The following is a 13364-nucleotide window of genomic DNA, read 5'->3' on the forward strand; positions in this document are numbered from 1 at the left end:
TCGCGGTGGTCGCCTCCGAGGTACGCGGTCTGGCGCAACGCAGCGCCCAGGCGGCCAAGGAGATCAAGGAGCTGATCAGCGACTCGGTCGGCAAGGTCGAGGGCGGGGTGCACCTAGCGACCCAGGCCGGCGACACCATGGGGGAGATCCTTCACAGCTTCCAGCAGGTCACCGGACTGGTCGACGAGATCACCAACGCCTCGCGCGAGCAGAGCACCGGCATCGAACAGGTGACCCAGGCGGTCGCCCAGATGGACGAGGTGACCCAGCAGAACGCGGCGCTGGTGGAAGAGGCCGCCGCGGCGGCCGAGAGTCTGGAGGATCAAACCCGGGTGCTGGCCCAGGCGATTTCCATGTTCAAGCTCTCCGGAGCGCCTCGCGCGAGCGCCGGGGTTCCGGCCAGGCTGGAGAGCCGCGCGGGCGGGCGACCCACGTCGGCCAGTTCGGGAAGCCTGTCCAAGCCCCCCGCCAAGAGCGGCCGAGCGCCCATGAAGCGACTCGGCGCCAACGCCCCGGCCACCAGTGACGCGGATCAGTGGGAGGAGTTCTAGTCCCTGGGGTTCGGACGAAGGGCGACGACATACCGGGGCCGGAACACTCCAGCGTCGTCGCCAAGTTGAACAGACTCGTCGAGCGTTCGCGTTCGATCCTGAGACGCGGCACGGCCTTGTCTAGCCCGTGGCATGCGCGACACCAGCCATTCGCCGTGGGCCGAAAGCCCGCGGCGAACTACCGTGCGCGTGGCAGTCGCCGCGCGGGCGGATCGGGGGTATGAAGCGCTGAACTCGTCAACGCGGCTTACCGATACCTCATTGAGCGAGCGGAACAGAATTCTCGGAGACGAGCGCCGCCGCCATAACTGGAGTACCTAATGCCATGGCCCAGGGATCCATCCTGACCTACCCCGCCGAGCGCCTGCTCGCCCGTCTGAGTCTGCCCGGAAAAATCGGCCTGATGGGGACCGCCTTCCTGGCCGTCATCGCGCTCCTGTCCACCCTCTTCGTCCAGGCACAGTGGAGCGCGATCCAGTTTTCTTCGCTTGAACGCACGGGCATCGCTCTGGTGCACCCTTTGCCGGATGTCGTGCGACACATCCAGCTTCACCGTGAGCTGTCCGCCCGTCTTGCCAACGGCGACGCATCGGCGCGCGGCGCGCTTACGGAGGCCGCCGCGAAGGCCGACGCCGCTTTCGCTTCAGCGACGCCGATGATGACCAGGGAAGGGGCGACACTCGGCGTCGAGTCCGACTGGACGGCGCTCAGGGAGCAGTGGCGGACGATCACGCGGGCGACATTCGCCTCCGCCGCCGAGGCGTCGCGGGCACACGACGCCTTGCTGGAGGCGATGCTCGCCTTTGTGTCGAAGATCGCGGACCAGTCCAATCTCACGCTCGATCCCGACATCGACTCCTACTATTTGATGGATGGTGCCATCGTCCAGTTACCCGGCATGGTTGAAATGAGCGCCGCCATGCGTGGCCAAGCCGCCGGCATCGCGCTCCGCCAGTCGATCAGCGTCGAGGAAAAAATCGAACTGGCCGCGAAGATGGCTCACTTCAGCGACCACGCCACGGCGCTCGCGTCGGGATTGGCCAAGGTCGCCCGAGTCAATCCGGCGGCCGCCAGCCGCCTTGACGACCAGCGCGCCGAGGTGGAACGCAACGTCAAGACGTTTTCCGAGCTGCTTGATCGCCAGTTCGTGCATGGCACGGCCCTAGGGTTAAATGAAAAGGCCGTCTTCGCGGTCGGCACGGGGCTCATCGAGGCCGGCTACCATCTCTGGAAGACCAGCCGCGAGGAACTGGATCAGGTCATTGCCGAGCGCGTCGGCGGGATGCGTGACCATTTATGGACGGTCGCCACCCTGGTCGGCGTCCTGCTGCTTCTGGCGGCCTATCTGTTCATGGTTATGCGCGGCATGGTGGCCCGCGCCGCGACGGGGATCGCGGCCGCGGCGGGGCGAATCGCCTCGGGCGATCTGGCCTCGGAGGTGCACTGCGTGTCACGCGACGAGTTTGGCGAGATCGCGCGCGGGCTCAACCAGATGCGCGCCACGCTGCAAGACAGCATCGAAAATGAGCGGACGGCCGCGCGCGCCAATCTGCGCATCCGCCACGCCCTGGATAAAATCTCCATCCCGGTGAGCGTGTCGGACGAGCACAACGCATTGGCCTATCTCAACGAAGCGGGCCAAGCGCTCTGGCAAGCCATGTCGCCCGAGATCGCCCGCAAACAGCCTGGATTCAACGTCGGCGCATTGATCGGGAGTCGTCTCTCCAACTATTTCGAGGATGAGGAGACACGCGCCGCCTATCGCGCCGAACTGACCAGCACACGCACCCTCGACACCAGGCTGGGCGGGCGCCATCTGCGCGTCACGGTCAGTCCAGTGCGGGAGGACTCCGGCGTTTACCATGGACGTGTCACCCAGTGGGTCGACCGGACGCTCGAGGTTGGGGTCGAGCGTGAAATCGCCGACATCATCGCCGACGCGGGTAACGGTGATTTCACGCGACGCATCGAGGTCGTGGGCAAGCATGGCTTCTTCCTGCAACTCTCCGAAGGGCTGAACCGGTTGACCGAGATCGTCGAGACCGGTCTGGCCGATGTGGCGGAGGTGCTCAACGCCATCGCCCAGGGTGACCTCACCCAAACGATGGACGCCGACTACGCGGGCGCCTTCGGCCAGATCAAGGACGACACCAACACCACGGTCGCCCGCTTGCATGAGGTCATCGGGCGCATCCTGGAAGCCTCCGAGGCAATCGGCAGCGCGGCCGGGGAGATCGCCTCCGGCAACTCGGATCTCTCGGGACGCACCGAGGAGCAGGCCGCCAATCTGGAGGAAACCGCCAGCTCCATGGAGCAGCTCAACGCCACGGTCAAGCAAAACGCCCAGAACGCCGACCAGGCCAACCGTCTGGCGCGCAACGCCAACAGCGTCGCCGCGCGTGGGGGTGAAATGGTCACGCGGGTGGTGGAGACCATGGGCGGCATCCAGGACTCCAGCCGGCGCATCGCCGACATCATCGGCGTGATCGACTCCATCGCCTTCCAGACCAACATCCTGGCGCTCAACGCGGCGGTCGAGGCGGCGCGTGCCGGCGAGCAGGGGCGAGGCTTCGCGGTGGTCGCCTCCGAGGTACGCGGGCTGGCGGGGCGCAGCGCCCAGGCGGCCAAGGAGATCAAGGAGCTGATCAGCGACTCGGTCGGCAAGGTCGAGGGCGGGGTGCAACTGGCGACCCAGGCCGGCGACACCATGGGGGAGATCCTTCACAGCTTCCAGCAGGTCACCGGACTGGTCGGAGAGATCAGCAACGCCTCGCGCGAGCAGAGCACCGGCATCGAACAGGTGACCCAGGCGGTCGCCCAGATGGACGAGGTGACCCAGCAGAACGCGGCGCTGGTGGAAGAGGCCGCCGCGGCGGCCGAGAGTCTGGAGGATCAGACCCGAGTGCTGGCGCAGGCGATCGCCATGTTCAAGCTCTCCGGAGCGCGGCGCGCGACCGCCGGGGGTGCGGCCAGGCTGGAGAACCGGGCAGGTGGGCGGCCCACGTCGGCCAGGTCGGGAGGCGTGTCCAAGCCCCCCGCCAAGAGCGGCCGAACGCCCATGAAGCGACCCGGCGCCAACGCCCCGGCCACCAGTGACGCGGATCAGTGGGAGGAGTTCTGAGCGACTGCCTGGGCTGAAACGATCGACGAGGTCTCGCCGGCACAGGGTTCCGTGTCGCGCGAGCCCTCGCGAGTCTTCCAGCCACCCGATTTCTCCTGCCGCCTGCTTCCACTGCGGGCTGTTCGATGCGGCGGCCATCGCTACGCCGCGCGGATTCTCCGGAAGACCCTATCTACTTGTATGCGAAGTAAAGCGTCTTCGTCGGGCGGGAGTTCGAGGTGGAATGACGAAGACGGCCACGCGCCCGAATGCTCGACGGATCGGTGCTTGACCGCTTCGCCCTTCGGCTTCGCACCTCGTGCGAAGTGACGCACGGGCAGGGGCAACCCCGGCGAGCGGGCCAGATCGCGTGGCGCGTCGCTCAGGCGTCTATACTCTGGCGACCTGAGAAACCCTGGCCGTCTCCCGCCATGCCATCCGTTGCGACTGACGCGCTGCTCGACCCCAAGAACGACTACGTGTTCAAACGCCTCTTTGGCGAGGCACCGGCGCTGCTGGTGTCGCTGATCAACGACCTGCGCCCGGACCTGCCCGAGATTCACGCGGTGGAGATTCTCAATCCGGGCATCAACGCCGCGGAGTTGCGCGGCAAGTACATCATCCTCGACGTGTTGGCGCGCGATGCCCAGGGACACACCTATAATGTCGAAATCCAGGTGCGCCGCTATGGTGCCTGGGGCGCGCGAGCCCTGTACTACCTGGCCCGGATGCTGGCCCAGCAGTTGGAACAGGGCGAGGACTACGCGCATCTGCGCGCGGCGGTCGCCATCCATCTGCTGGACTTCGACCTGTTCACCGCCACGCCCGCGCAGCACACGCAAGCGCTGTGGCGCTTCGAGATGCGCGACGAGCGCCAACCCAGCGTCACCTTGGGGAACCGGCTGCAGTTGAACCTCATCGAATTAAAGAAGGCGGACCGCCTCGGGCTTGGATCCGACCCCCTGTCCGCGTGGGTGACCTTTTTCGAGCATTGGCGAGAGGAGCAGACCATGGCCGCGATTGAACATGCCCCGATCCAGGAGGCGTTGAGCCGTGTGCGTCAGTTGAGCGCCGACGAGGAAGCGCGACGCCTGGCGTTCGTGCGCGAGCGGGCGCTGCACGATGAGGTGTCCTTGCTCAAGGAAGCGCACGAGGAGGGGCGCGAGGAGGGGCGCGAGGAGGGCGAGCGGCTCGGGATGCGGAAAGGCCGCCTCGAAGCCGCCCAGGACACCGCCCGCAACCTCATCACGCTGGATGTACTCAGCGATGGGCAGATCGCCCAGGCCACGGGACTGAGCGTGGCGCAGGTCGAGGCACTGCGCCCAGCCACTCCATCCTGAGCGAGGATGGGTAGAGTGACCACGGTATGACGCCGAGTGTTGGCCCGGAGGCCGACGGGTCACGCAACCCATCGAACCACCGACCTTGAAGAAAGACTGAAACGCCCTCGGGAAACCGGGGGCGTTTTTGATGGTGCGATCCTGATGCCTTGGCGTGGGGTTCGGTGGGTTTCGCGGCGCTCTGCCCATCTACGGTTCGACCCGGAGCTTGTAAAAAACCCTCGGATGGGCAGAGCGCAGCGATGCCCATCCTGTACGCTCCGAGGCTCAAAGCTTGAACGATGGGCCTCGCTCCCATCCCAGGGGTCGAGCCCAAGCCGGTTTGAATCGGTTCAAAACCTCTCCGTCATCCATGCCGGAACGCTCATCACGAGCACCAGCTTTTCGGTGGGGCGCAAGTTATGATTGCCGTGGGATACGAAGACGCATCCCGACAGCGGCGCAAGGCCGCCATGAACGACAAGAACCAAGGCAAGGTCTTGTTTAATAAATATTCGTGCGTGCCACCCTGGGATCCGGCAGGGAAGACACGAATCATCACTCATCGAGCCCCCGCCCTTTCCATGAAGATCAATCTGCCGATCACGAACCGCGAAAACGATTACGCCGATTCACTGGTCATCGTCTCCACAACGGACACCAAGGGAATCATTACCTACTGCAACAAACCCTTCATCGAGATCAGCGGGTTCGATGAACATGAGCTGATCGGGGTGAATCACAACCTGATTCGTCATCCCGACATGCCGGCGGCGGCCTTCAAGGATCTCTGGAGGACGATCAAGAATGGCAAGCCCTGGCGCGGAGTCGTCAAGAACCGCTGCAAGAACGGCGATCACTACTGGGTGGACGCCTACATCACGCCGGTCTACGAGGGCGACACCCTGGTCGGCTACCAATCGGTGCGAACCAAGCCGACCCGGGCGCAAATCGACGCGGCCGAGAAACTCTACGCCCGGATCCGGGAACGCAAGATCGAGGATCTGCCCAAGCGCCTCCTGCCCGAGTTCGACCATCGCGCCTGGCTGAGCGGCGCCTTCGCGCTGGTCGGACTGGGCGCGGTGGCCTCGGGCTGGCTGGCCAGCCCCTGGGTTGGTGTCGGCGTCCTGGTCGCCGGCCTCATCCTGGCGCGAATCAGCGCCCGGGCCATCTTCAAGCACATCCGGGAAGGCGTCCGCGTGGCGAAGACGATCGCGGCGGGCAATCTGACCTCGCCGATCCATGTCGGCGGCAACAACGAGACGGCCGAGATCCTGCAAGCAATCAAGATGCTCCAGTCGCGCCTGGCCACGGTGATGGGGCACATCCAGGAGACCTCGACCGGCGTCGCCGCGGCGGCCAGTCAACTGGCGTCCGCGACCAACTCGACCCATCGCCTGATGGAACAGCAGCATCAGGAGACCGACATGGTGGCGACGGCCATGCACGAGATGTCCGCCACCGTGGCCGAGGTCGCCAACAACACCACCGCCGCCGCCGATGCCGCGCACCAGGCCAGCCAGGACGCGCGCGAAGGCCACGCGGTGGTCAGGCACAGTGTCGATGGGATCCAGGAACTGGCCGACGGGGTTTCGGAGGCGGCCCGGACCATCGGCCAACTGGAGGCCGATTCGGAGAACATCGGCAAGATCCTGGACGTCATCCGAGGCATCGCGGGACAGACCAATCTGCTCGCCCTGAACGCCGCCATCGAGGCGGCCAGGGCCGGCGAACAGGGACGCGGATTCGCGGTCGTCGCCGACGAGGTGCGCGCCCTGGCGCAGCGGACCCAGGATTCCACGCGCGAGATCCAGGAGATGATCGCGCGACTGCAAGAGGGCGCGCGCGGTGCCGTGACCATGATGCGGCGCGGACGCGAGCAGGCGGACCGCAGCGTGCTCTCGGCCGGCGAGACCGATCGCTCGCTGGATTCGATCACGCATTCGGTGGAGCGGATCAACGACATGAACGCCCAGATCGCGACCGCCGCCGAGGAGCAGAGCGCCGTGGTGGAGGAGATGAGCCGCAACGTGGAGAGTATCCGACACCTGTCGACGCAGACGCTCGACAGCACCGACGCGGTGGTATCGGCCACCGAACATCTTGAGAATCTGGCCGGTCGCCTGGCCGGGCTGGTGCATCAATATAAAATCTGACACCTCGTCATCGGTCCGGTCGGGCGCGCGCCCGACCGCTGGATCCCATCACCCGCGGCCCGGCCACCCAGGTTACGATTTGACCCTGATCCCGCCGTTCACATAGAGTCTCCCGGCACCGCCACTGTTCGTGGCGAGCCACATGATCAAAGGAGAACCAACGATGAGCGACAACAAAAATCCCTTCGCCGACTTCGAGCCTATTTTCAAGCAGATGCAGGTGCCCGGCCTGGACATGGAGGCGATGATGGACGCCTATCGCAAGAACCTGGAGGCCCTGACTGCGGCCTCGCGCGCGTCCAGCGAGGGCATGCAGGGGTTCATCCAGCGTCAGGCCGAGATCATCCGGGACGCCCTGGCCCAGATGCGCAACGCCGCCACCGAGCTGTCGTCGGCCAAGGATCCCAAGGACTTCACCGAGCGTCAGGCCGAGCTGACCAAGCAAGCCTTCGAAAAGGCCGTCGCCAACATGAAGGAATTGGCCGAGGTCATGGCCAAGTCCAACACCGACTCGCTGGAGATCGTTCAGACGCGCATGAACGAGGGACTGAAGGAATTGCAGGACATGATGAATAAGGTCGTCAAGACCTGATCGCGAACCGTCGGAACAGAGGCCCGCGCCCGTCAGGGGCGCGGGCCTCGGGATTCCGTCGGCCCCGCCGACATCAGTCGCCCGACCGCGCTCACGGCCTCCCGGATGATCGCCTCGCGTCGCTCCTCCCCCCTCACCGCCCCACCCGCGCACAGCAGACGACAGAGCCAATCCGTCGGCGACTCGAAGTCACAGTGATCCGACCCCGCGAAACGCGCGATCGTCGCGCGCCGGCCGACGGTCAAGACACTCAGACCCTTGTTGTAGGCATTGCAGGACGAGGGCTCGCCGACCAGGCCGATCAGCGGCCGATCGAAACCGGCGGCCATGAGCCCCCCGAGTCCATCGGCGTCGACCAGATCCAGCGTCACCACCCCGAGCGTGCGCGGATCGTTGCGACCGGCGGCCAGGGCCGCGAGCCCGCCGGCCGAGAATCCGGCATGGACGACGCGCCGGGCGCCCAGGGCATCCGCGACCCGGATCATGTCCAGACCGTTGCGGAAGTGATGGCCCGCCCAGGGCGGGTCGGCGTGGAAGTCGAGCGTGACGGTCGGGAAGCCGGCCCGAGCCAGGGCGCGCGCCAGTCCATCCATGTGCTCCTGGCCGCGCCGGAAACCGTGACCCAGCACCACCAGATCGCCCGCGCGGGCGCTCATGGGCGCGGGGCGATACCAGCGGTAAGGCCGCGCGCCGCCCGATACCGAAGTCACCAGCCCCCGAGCGATCGTCACACCGGTTTCGGGCATCATGGCCAACCGCTCGGGACGGGCCGGCGACGCGCCGCCAAAACATCCCGTCACCACCAGACAAGCAGCCAATACCACTGTAAACTTCGATTGACAGAACGCCGTCAAATTGATGTGACATGGCCTTGACTTCATCGACCACCACCCGATCGGAGAGGATTTGGAGGCCAGGTGGCGGAGTCGACACCCTAGACCCGTAGGATGGGTAGAGCGAAGCGAAACCCATCCTACGATGGTTTTTCACAAGCCCTGACCGATCCGCGACACCGGATCCGGCCTGGACATGAGCCGAATCCGGGAAGCGCCGTGGAACCCAGGCCGCGGATCCCGCTCAAACTGCCGACTCCGCGCGATCCATGGCCATATCGGTTGGGGTGTGGACGACGCAAGACCCAGAACCGCATTCGCTAAAGAGGTATTGAGCAGATGGACTCCGCAATCAACCCAACCGCCAGCGACAAGATCGAACGCCGCGTCCCACTGCCGGGCGCCGTGGACGCGCCCCGGTACGACCTGCGCACCGAACAGGCCGGGCGCATCCATTATTACGCCGACGCGACCGCCAAGGGTCGCCCGCTGGTGCTGATCCATAGCATCAACGCCGCCCCGAGCGTCTTCGAGATGAAGCCTCTGTTCGAGCATTTCCGCCCGGAACGTCCGGTCTACGCGCTCGATCTGCCCGGCTTCGGTCACTCCGATCGCGACAATCGGCGCTATTCGCCGGAGTTGTTCGCCGGCGTCATCGCCGAGTTCCTGGAGCGCGTGGTCAAGGAACCCGCCGACCTGGCCGCCTTCTCGCTCGGCTGTGAATTCGCCGCGCGCGCGGCCCTGATGAAGCCGGATCTGGTGACCTCACTGGCGCTGATCTCGCCGACGGGTTTCAACATCCGCGGACTCCCCACCGGTCAGGCCGCCGAGCGCGCCTACAAATTCCTGAGCGTACCCGTCATCAACGATGGGCTCTTCGGCCTGCTGACGACGCGCCCGAGCATCAGGTACTTCCTCAATCAGGCGTTCGTCGGCGCGACCCCGCCGGAGCTGGTCGACTACGCTCACGCGACCACGCACCAGCCGGGCGCCAAGTACGCGCCGCTCTATTTCCTCTCCGGACAGCTCTTCACCCCGAAGGCGGGCGACACACTCTATAACCAGGTAACCCAGCCGGTTCTGGTGCTCTACGACAAGGATCCGAACATCGATTTCCACGAGCTGCCGGACTTCCTCACCCGTCATGCCAACTGGCGCGCGGAGCGGATCGCACCGACGCGCGGCATGCCCCAATGGGAAAAACCGGCCGAAACTGCCGCCGCCATCACGCGCTTCTGGGATTCTCTCGGGTAAACTCCGCCGATCAGCAACCAAGCCTGGCGCCATGGGCGCGCGATCCCCAGGGATCGCGCGCCCTATTCCGGCTCATCGTTCCCCGCCGTCACGATCCACTCATGCTTCAACCGCTCCACGTCCTCGAGCAGCTCAAGGCGCGACTTCGCGAAACCTTCGGCAACCTGCCGCTGGACCAGCGCGCGGGGCCGGTCTCGCTCATCCTCGAACTGCCGCATGGTCTCGCCAACGCGCCCGACCTTCCCGGCCCGCGTTTCCACTTCGGGCACAACCATCGCGGCGACCTGCGCGCCGGCTATGGCATCGCCGGGGAATGGCGCTCACAGGGACCGGAGCGACTGCAACGTCTGCGCGCCATCGCCAGGACCCTGAGCGCCGACTGGCGACAATACGATCCGGACGAGACCGGCTTCAGCGGTTTCGGGATGCTCGGATTCGCCGCCTCGCCGAACCCGGCGCCGAATGCCGAGGCGGAGCCACTGCCGAACGCCCTCTTCTGGGTGCCCGAGCTGGCCCTGACCTCCCACGCCGGCCAGGCGGCCCTGGTGCTGACCACCCGAGGGCCGACCGACCGCGACGCGCTGCTCGCCCGCTGGGAGGGCTGGCTCGACCGGGTCGTGCCGCTGCTCGATCAGCCCGCCCTGGACCCACTCACCCCGGCCCATCTGGAACCGGGCGACAGCACGCCGGGGCTCGACGACTGGCGCGAGCTGGTGTTCGCCGCCCTGGACGAGATCGACAGTGAGCGGATCGAAAAGGTCGTGGTCTGCCGGCGGCTGCGGCTCCAGGGTCATCGACGTTTCGACCTGACCCGACTCAACGCCGCGCTGAGCTATCTCTTCCCCTCCTGCCAGGTGATCAACATCCGCCGCTACGCCGCCAGCTTCGTCGCGGCGACCCCGGAACGCCTGTTCACCCAGCGCCGCGATCGGGTCGAGGCGGATGCCATCGCCGGCACCGCCTGCCGCGCCGAGGATGCCGACCGCGACGCCGCGATCACCCGCGGACTCCAGACCTGCGAGAAGAATCTGCGCGAGCACCGGGTCGTCGCCGAGGCCGTCACCGAGGCCCTGAGCCACTGCTGCCGTCATCTGGAACCACCGGATGGCCCGCGCATCCTCCAGCTCAACAATGCCCAACACCTCTGGAGCCTGGTCCGGGGCGAGCTGAACCCTGGCGTGGACGTCTTCGAACTGGCCGAGCGCCTGCACCCAACGCCCGCGACCAACGGTCAGCCGCGCCGGGAGGCGCGCGCCTGGCTGCACGCCAACGAACCCATCGAACGCGGCTGGTACACGGGCGCCGCCGGCATCGTGGAACCGGACCTGACCGGGGAGTTGTGGGTGCTGCTGCGCTGCGCGCGCATCCTGGACCGCACCGCCGACCTCTATGCCGGCGCCGGCATCGTCGCCGGCTCCGACCCCATGAGCGAGTGGCGCGAGACCGAGCACAAGCTCGCGGCCATGTCGACCGCCCTTCAGTTCGCCTAGCGCCCTAGCTCGCTCATGGATCAAGCCTGCCTCAATCTGCGCTGGTCGCTGGCGCTGTTCGACGGACTGCTGGCCGGCGGCATGCGACATCTGGTCCTCTCGCCCGGATCCCGCTCGACCCCTCTGGTACTGGCGGCCCAGCGTCAGCCCGCGCTGGAGCTGACGACCATCCTGGACGAGCGCAGCGCCGGCTTCTTCGCCCTCGGGATCGCCCGCGCCTCGGGTCGCCCGGTCGGTCTGCTCTGCACCTCGGGGAGCGCGCTTGCCCATTGGTTTCCGGCCGTCATCGAGGCGTCCGAGTCCGAGATCCCGCTGATCCTCCTGTCCGCCGATCGACCGCCCGAGCTGCGCGGCTGGGGGGCGAATCAGACCATCGATCAGATCCGGCTCTTCGGCGGATTCGCGCGCGAATTCCACGACCCCGGCACGCCCGAGGACGCCCCCGCCGCCTTCAAGATGATGCGCGCGCTGGGTGCCCGCGCGACGGCCGTGAGCCTGGGGCCTTGGCCCGGACCCGTGCATCTCAACCTGCCGTTTCGCGAGCCGCTGGTTCCTGGACCGGACTGTCTGACCGAGACTCCAGCCCAAGACTTCGGACGATCGCCAGGCCATTCGTTCCAAGGGGAAAGGGACTGGGAGGGCGACGCCTGGCCCGAGCTGCCGAGTCCCTTCCTGGCCCCTCGCGGTCTCATCGTCTGCGGTCCCGGCCGCTACCCGTCCGCCCTGGTCAAGGCGCTCTGGGACGGCGCGACCCGGCTCGACCTGCCCCTGCTCTGCGATCCACTGTCCGGACTGCGCTTCGGACCCGCGCCCGAGCACCGCGTCACCCGTTACGACAGCCTGCTTCGCAACCCTCGCGCCGCCGCGAGCCTGAAACCGGACTGGGTGCTGCGCCTCGGTCGCTCGCCCGTCTCCAAGACCCTGAACGCCTGGCTGGCGGACGTTCCGACACTAGCGGTCGATCCCGGACAGGGCTGGAGCGACCCCAATCACGACGTTCATCTGCGTGTCGGCGCCAGCCCCGTCCGCTTCCTGCGCTGGCTCGCCGCGCGGAATCCCGACAGGGCCGGGCGGGATCCCGACTGGCTCCCCCGCTGGATCCGGGCCGAGCGACATCTGGACCGACGGGCGGCCGACCATCTCGATCAGTCCCCCTGGTGCGAGGGCCATCTGATCCGCGACCTGCTCGACGCGCTTCCGGCCGGCGATGGCCTGCTCTGCGCCAACTCGCTCCCGATCCGCCAACTGGACACCTGGTCGGGGAGCCGCGCCGCCGGACTCTCGGTCTTCGGCAACCGGGGCGCGAGTGGCATCGACGGCCAGACCTCGACCCTGGCCGGGCTCAATGCCGGCGGCACGCCCACCACCGGACTGCTCGGCGACCTCTCCTTTCTGCACGATCTGAGCGGGCTGCTGCTGACGCCGCGACTCGACCGGCCCTGCATTGTCCTGAATAATGGCGGGGGACGGATCTTCGACTATCTGCCGCAACACGGACTACCGGGCTTCGAACAACTCTGGCGGACCCCGCTCCCGATCGACCTCGCCGACTTGACGCGTACATTCGGGCTGGTGCATCGCAAGGTATCCGATGGGGCCGGATTCAAGGCCGCATTGGCCGAGGCGCTCGACACCGAGCGCTGCCTGATCGAGGCACGACTCGACGCCGACCTCAGCCGGGAGGTCCATCAAGCCTTCTGGAGGGCCATCCGTGATGATCCATTTGGCGCGAGCTGAAGCCACTGGCGCGCTGAATCGACGCGATACAGTTGCCGCGGTTCATACATTCCGAAGATGTCACGAAGCGGCTCGCGACCATCTCCCAAAAAACACGTTGGGCATCAAGGATTCGCATGGGGTCCGCCTTCCATTCCGGACTAGGAACATCACAGCAATTCCCGGCGAACAGAGCGTAAGCCGTTGATTCAGAAAAATCGCGCTCTTGACCGCAACAAGATTTGTAAAATAGCAATTTAGCTTTTCAATAGGTTAGCGTTCGCCGGGAATTGCTGGGAACATCATGACTCCGACCATTGAGCGAGATTAAAGAATCACTGGAGACTAGCCAT

Annotated in this window: 9 protein-coding genes; 8 read left to right on the plus strand and 1 reads right to left on the minus strand. The window is 66.3% G+C overall.

Annotated elements, in window-relative coordinates; genetic code table 11:
- From CKO27_RS01170 to CKO27_RS01190, 5 genes are all read left to right on the plus strand, one after another.
- A partial coding sequence (locus CKO27_RS01170) for a methyl-accepting chemotaxis protein (RefSeq protein ID WP_242470669.1) occupies positions 1-551 on the plus strand: 551 nt, incomplete at its 5' end.
- Between the two features lie 325 nt (positions 552-876).
- Complete coding sequence (locus CKO27_RS24865) at positions 877-3672, plus strand: methyl-accepting chemotaxis protein (RefSeq protein ID WP_276570112.1); 2796 nt, start codon at positions 877-879, stop codon at positions 3670-3672.
- 410 nt (positions 3673-4082) lie between these two features.
- The gene (locus CKO27_RS01180; protein WP_200372968.1) at positions 4083-4991 is read left to right on the plus strand and encodes an Rpn family recombination-promoting nuclease/putative transposase; all 909 of its coding nucleotides are present in this window, start codon (positions 4083-4085) and stop codon (positions 4989-4991) included.
- Between the two features lie 563 nt (positions 4992-5554).
- Positions 5555-7126 carry a methyl-accepting chemotaxis protein gene (locus CKO27_RS01185; protein WP_200372970.1) on the plus strand — a complete coding sequence of 524 codons (1572 nt, stop codon included), beginning with the start codon at positions 5555-5557 and terminating at the stop codon, positions 7124-7126.
- 163 nt (positions 7127-7289) lie between these two features.
- Entirely contained in the window at positions 7290-7718 is a 429-nt protein-coding gene (locus CKO27_RS01190; protein ID WP_200372972.1) for a phasin family protein, read from the plus strand.
- Between the two features lie 32 nt (positions 7719-7750).
- Here the strand turns inward: CKO27_RS01190 and CKO27_RS01195 are convergent, their stop codons facing one another.
- Positions 7751-8467, minus strand: coding sequence for an alpha/beta fold hydrolase (locus CKO27_RS01195; RefSeq protein WP_242470670.1), 717 nt, complete (start codon positions 8465-8467; stop codon positions 7751-7753).
- Positions 8468-8890: 423 nt separating this feature from the next.
- On the opposite strand from CKO27_RS01195, the gene CKO27_RS01200 reads away from it, so the two are divergent.
- The 3 genes from CKO27_RS01200 to menD all read left to right on the plus strand — a co-directional run bounded on the left by CKO27_RS01200 (position 8891) and on the right by menD (position 13032).
- On the plus strand, positions 8891-9805 hold the full coding sequence (locus tag CKO27_RS01200; protein WP_200372976.1) for an alpha/beta fold hydrolase: 915 nt from the start codon (positions 8891-8893) through the stop codon (positions 9803-9805).
- 101 nt (positions 9806-9906) lie between these two features.
- Entirely contained in the window at positions 9907-11295 is a 1389-nt protein-coding gene (locus CKO27_RS01205; protein ID WP_200372978.1) for an isochorismate synthase, read from the plus strand.
- A gap of 15 nt (positions 11296-11310) precedes the next feature.
- On the plus strand, positions 11311-13032 hold the full coding sequence (menD, locus tag CKO27_RS01210) for a 2-succinyl-5-enolpyruvyl-6-hydroxy-3-cyclohexene-1-carboxylic-acid synthase (protein ID WP_200372979.1): 1722 nt from the start codon (positions 11311-11313) through the stop codon (positions 13030-13032).
- Positions 13033-13364: the final 332 nt, after the last annotated feature.

This window comes from Thiocystis violacea, from assembly GCF_016583575.1.
GTDB classification, from domain to species: domain Bacteria; phylum Pseudomonadota; class Gammaproteobacteria; order Chromatiales; family Chromatiaceae; genus Thiocystis; species Thiocystis violacea.

Excerpts from the sequence above, each read along its gene's own strand:
- CKO27_RS24865 (WP_276570112.1), top strand. The coding sequence starts at position 877 with ATGGCCCAGGGATCCATCCTGACCTACCCCGCCGAGCGCCTGCTCGCC.
- CKO27_RS01180 (WP_200372968.1), top strand. The coding sequence starts at position 4,083 with ATGCCATCCGTTGCGACTGACGCGCTGCTCGACCCCAAGAACGACTAC.
- CKO27_RS01185 (WP_200372970.1), top strand. The coding sequence starts at position 5,555 with ATGAAGATCAATCTGCCGATCACGAACCGCGAAAACGATTACGCCGAT.
- CKO27_RS01190 (WP_200372972.1), top strand. The coding sequence starts at position 7,290 with ATGAGCGACAACAAAAATCCCTTCGCCGACTTCGAGCCTATTTTCAAG.
- CKO27_RS01195 (WP_242470670.1), bottom strand. The coding sequence starts at position 8,467 with ATGATGCCCGAAACCGGTGTGACGATCGCTCGGGGGCTGGTGACTTCG.
- CKO27_RS01200 (WP_200372976.1), top strand. The coding sequence starts at position 8,891 with ATGGACTCCGCAATCAACCCAACCGCCAGCGACAAGATCGAACGCCGC.
- CKO27_RS01205 (WP_200372978.1), top strand. The coding sequence starts at position 9,907 with ATGCTTCAACCGCTCCACGTCCTCGAGCAGCTCAAGGCGCGACTTCGC.
- menD (WP_200372979.1), top strand. The coding sequence starts at position 11,311 with ATGGATCAAGCCTGCCTCAATCTGCGCTGGTCGCTGGCGCTGTTCGAC.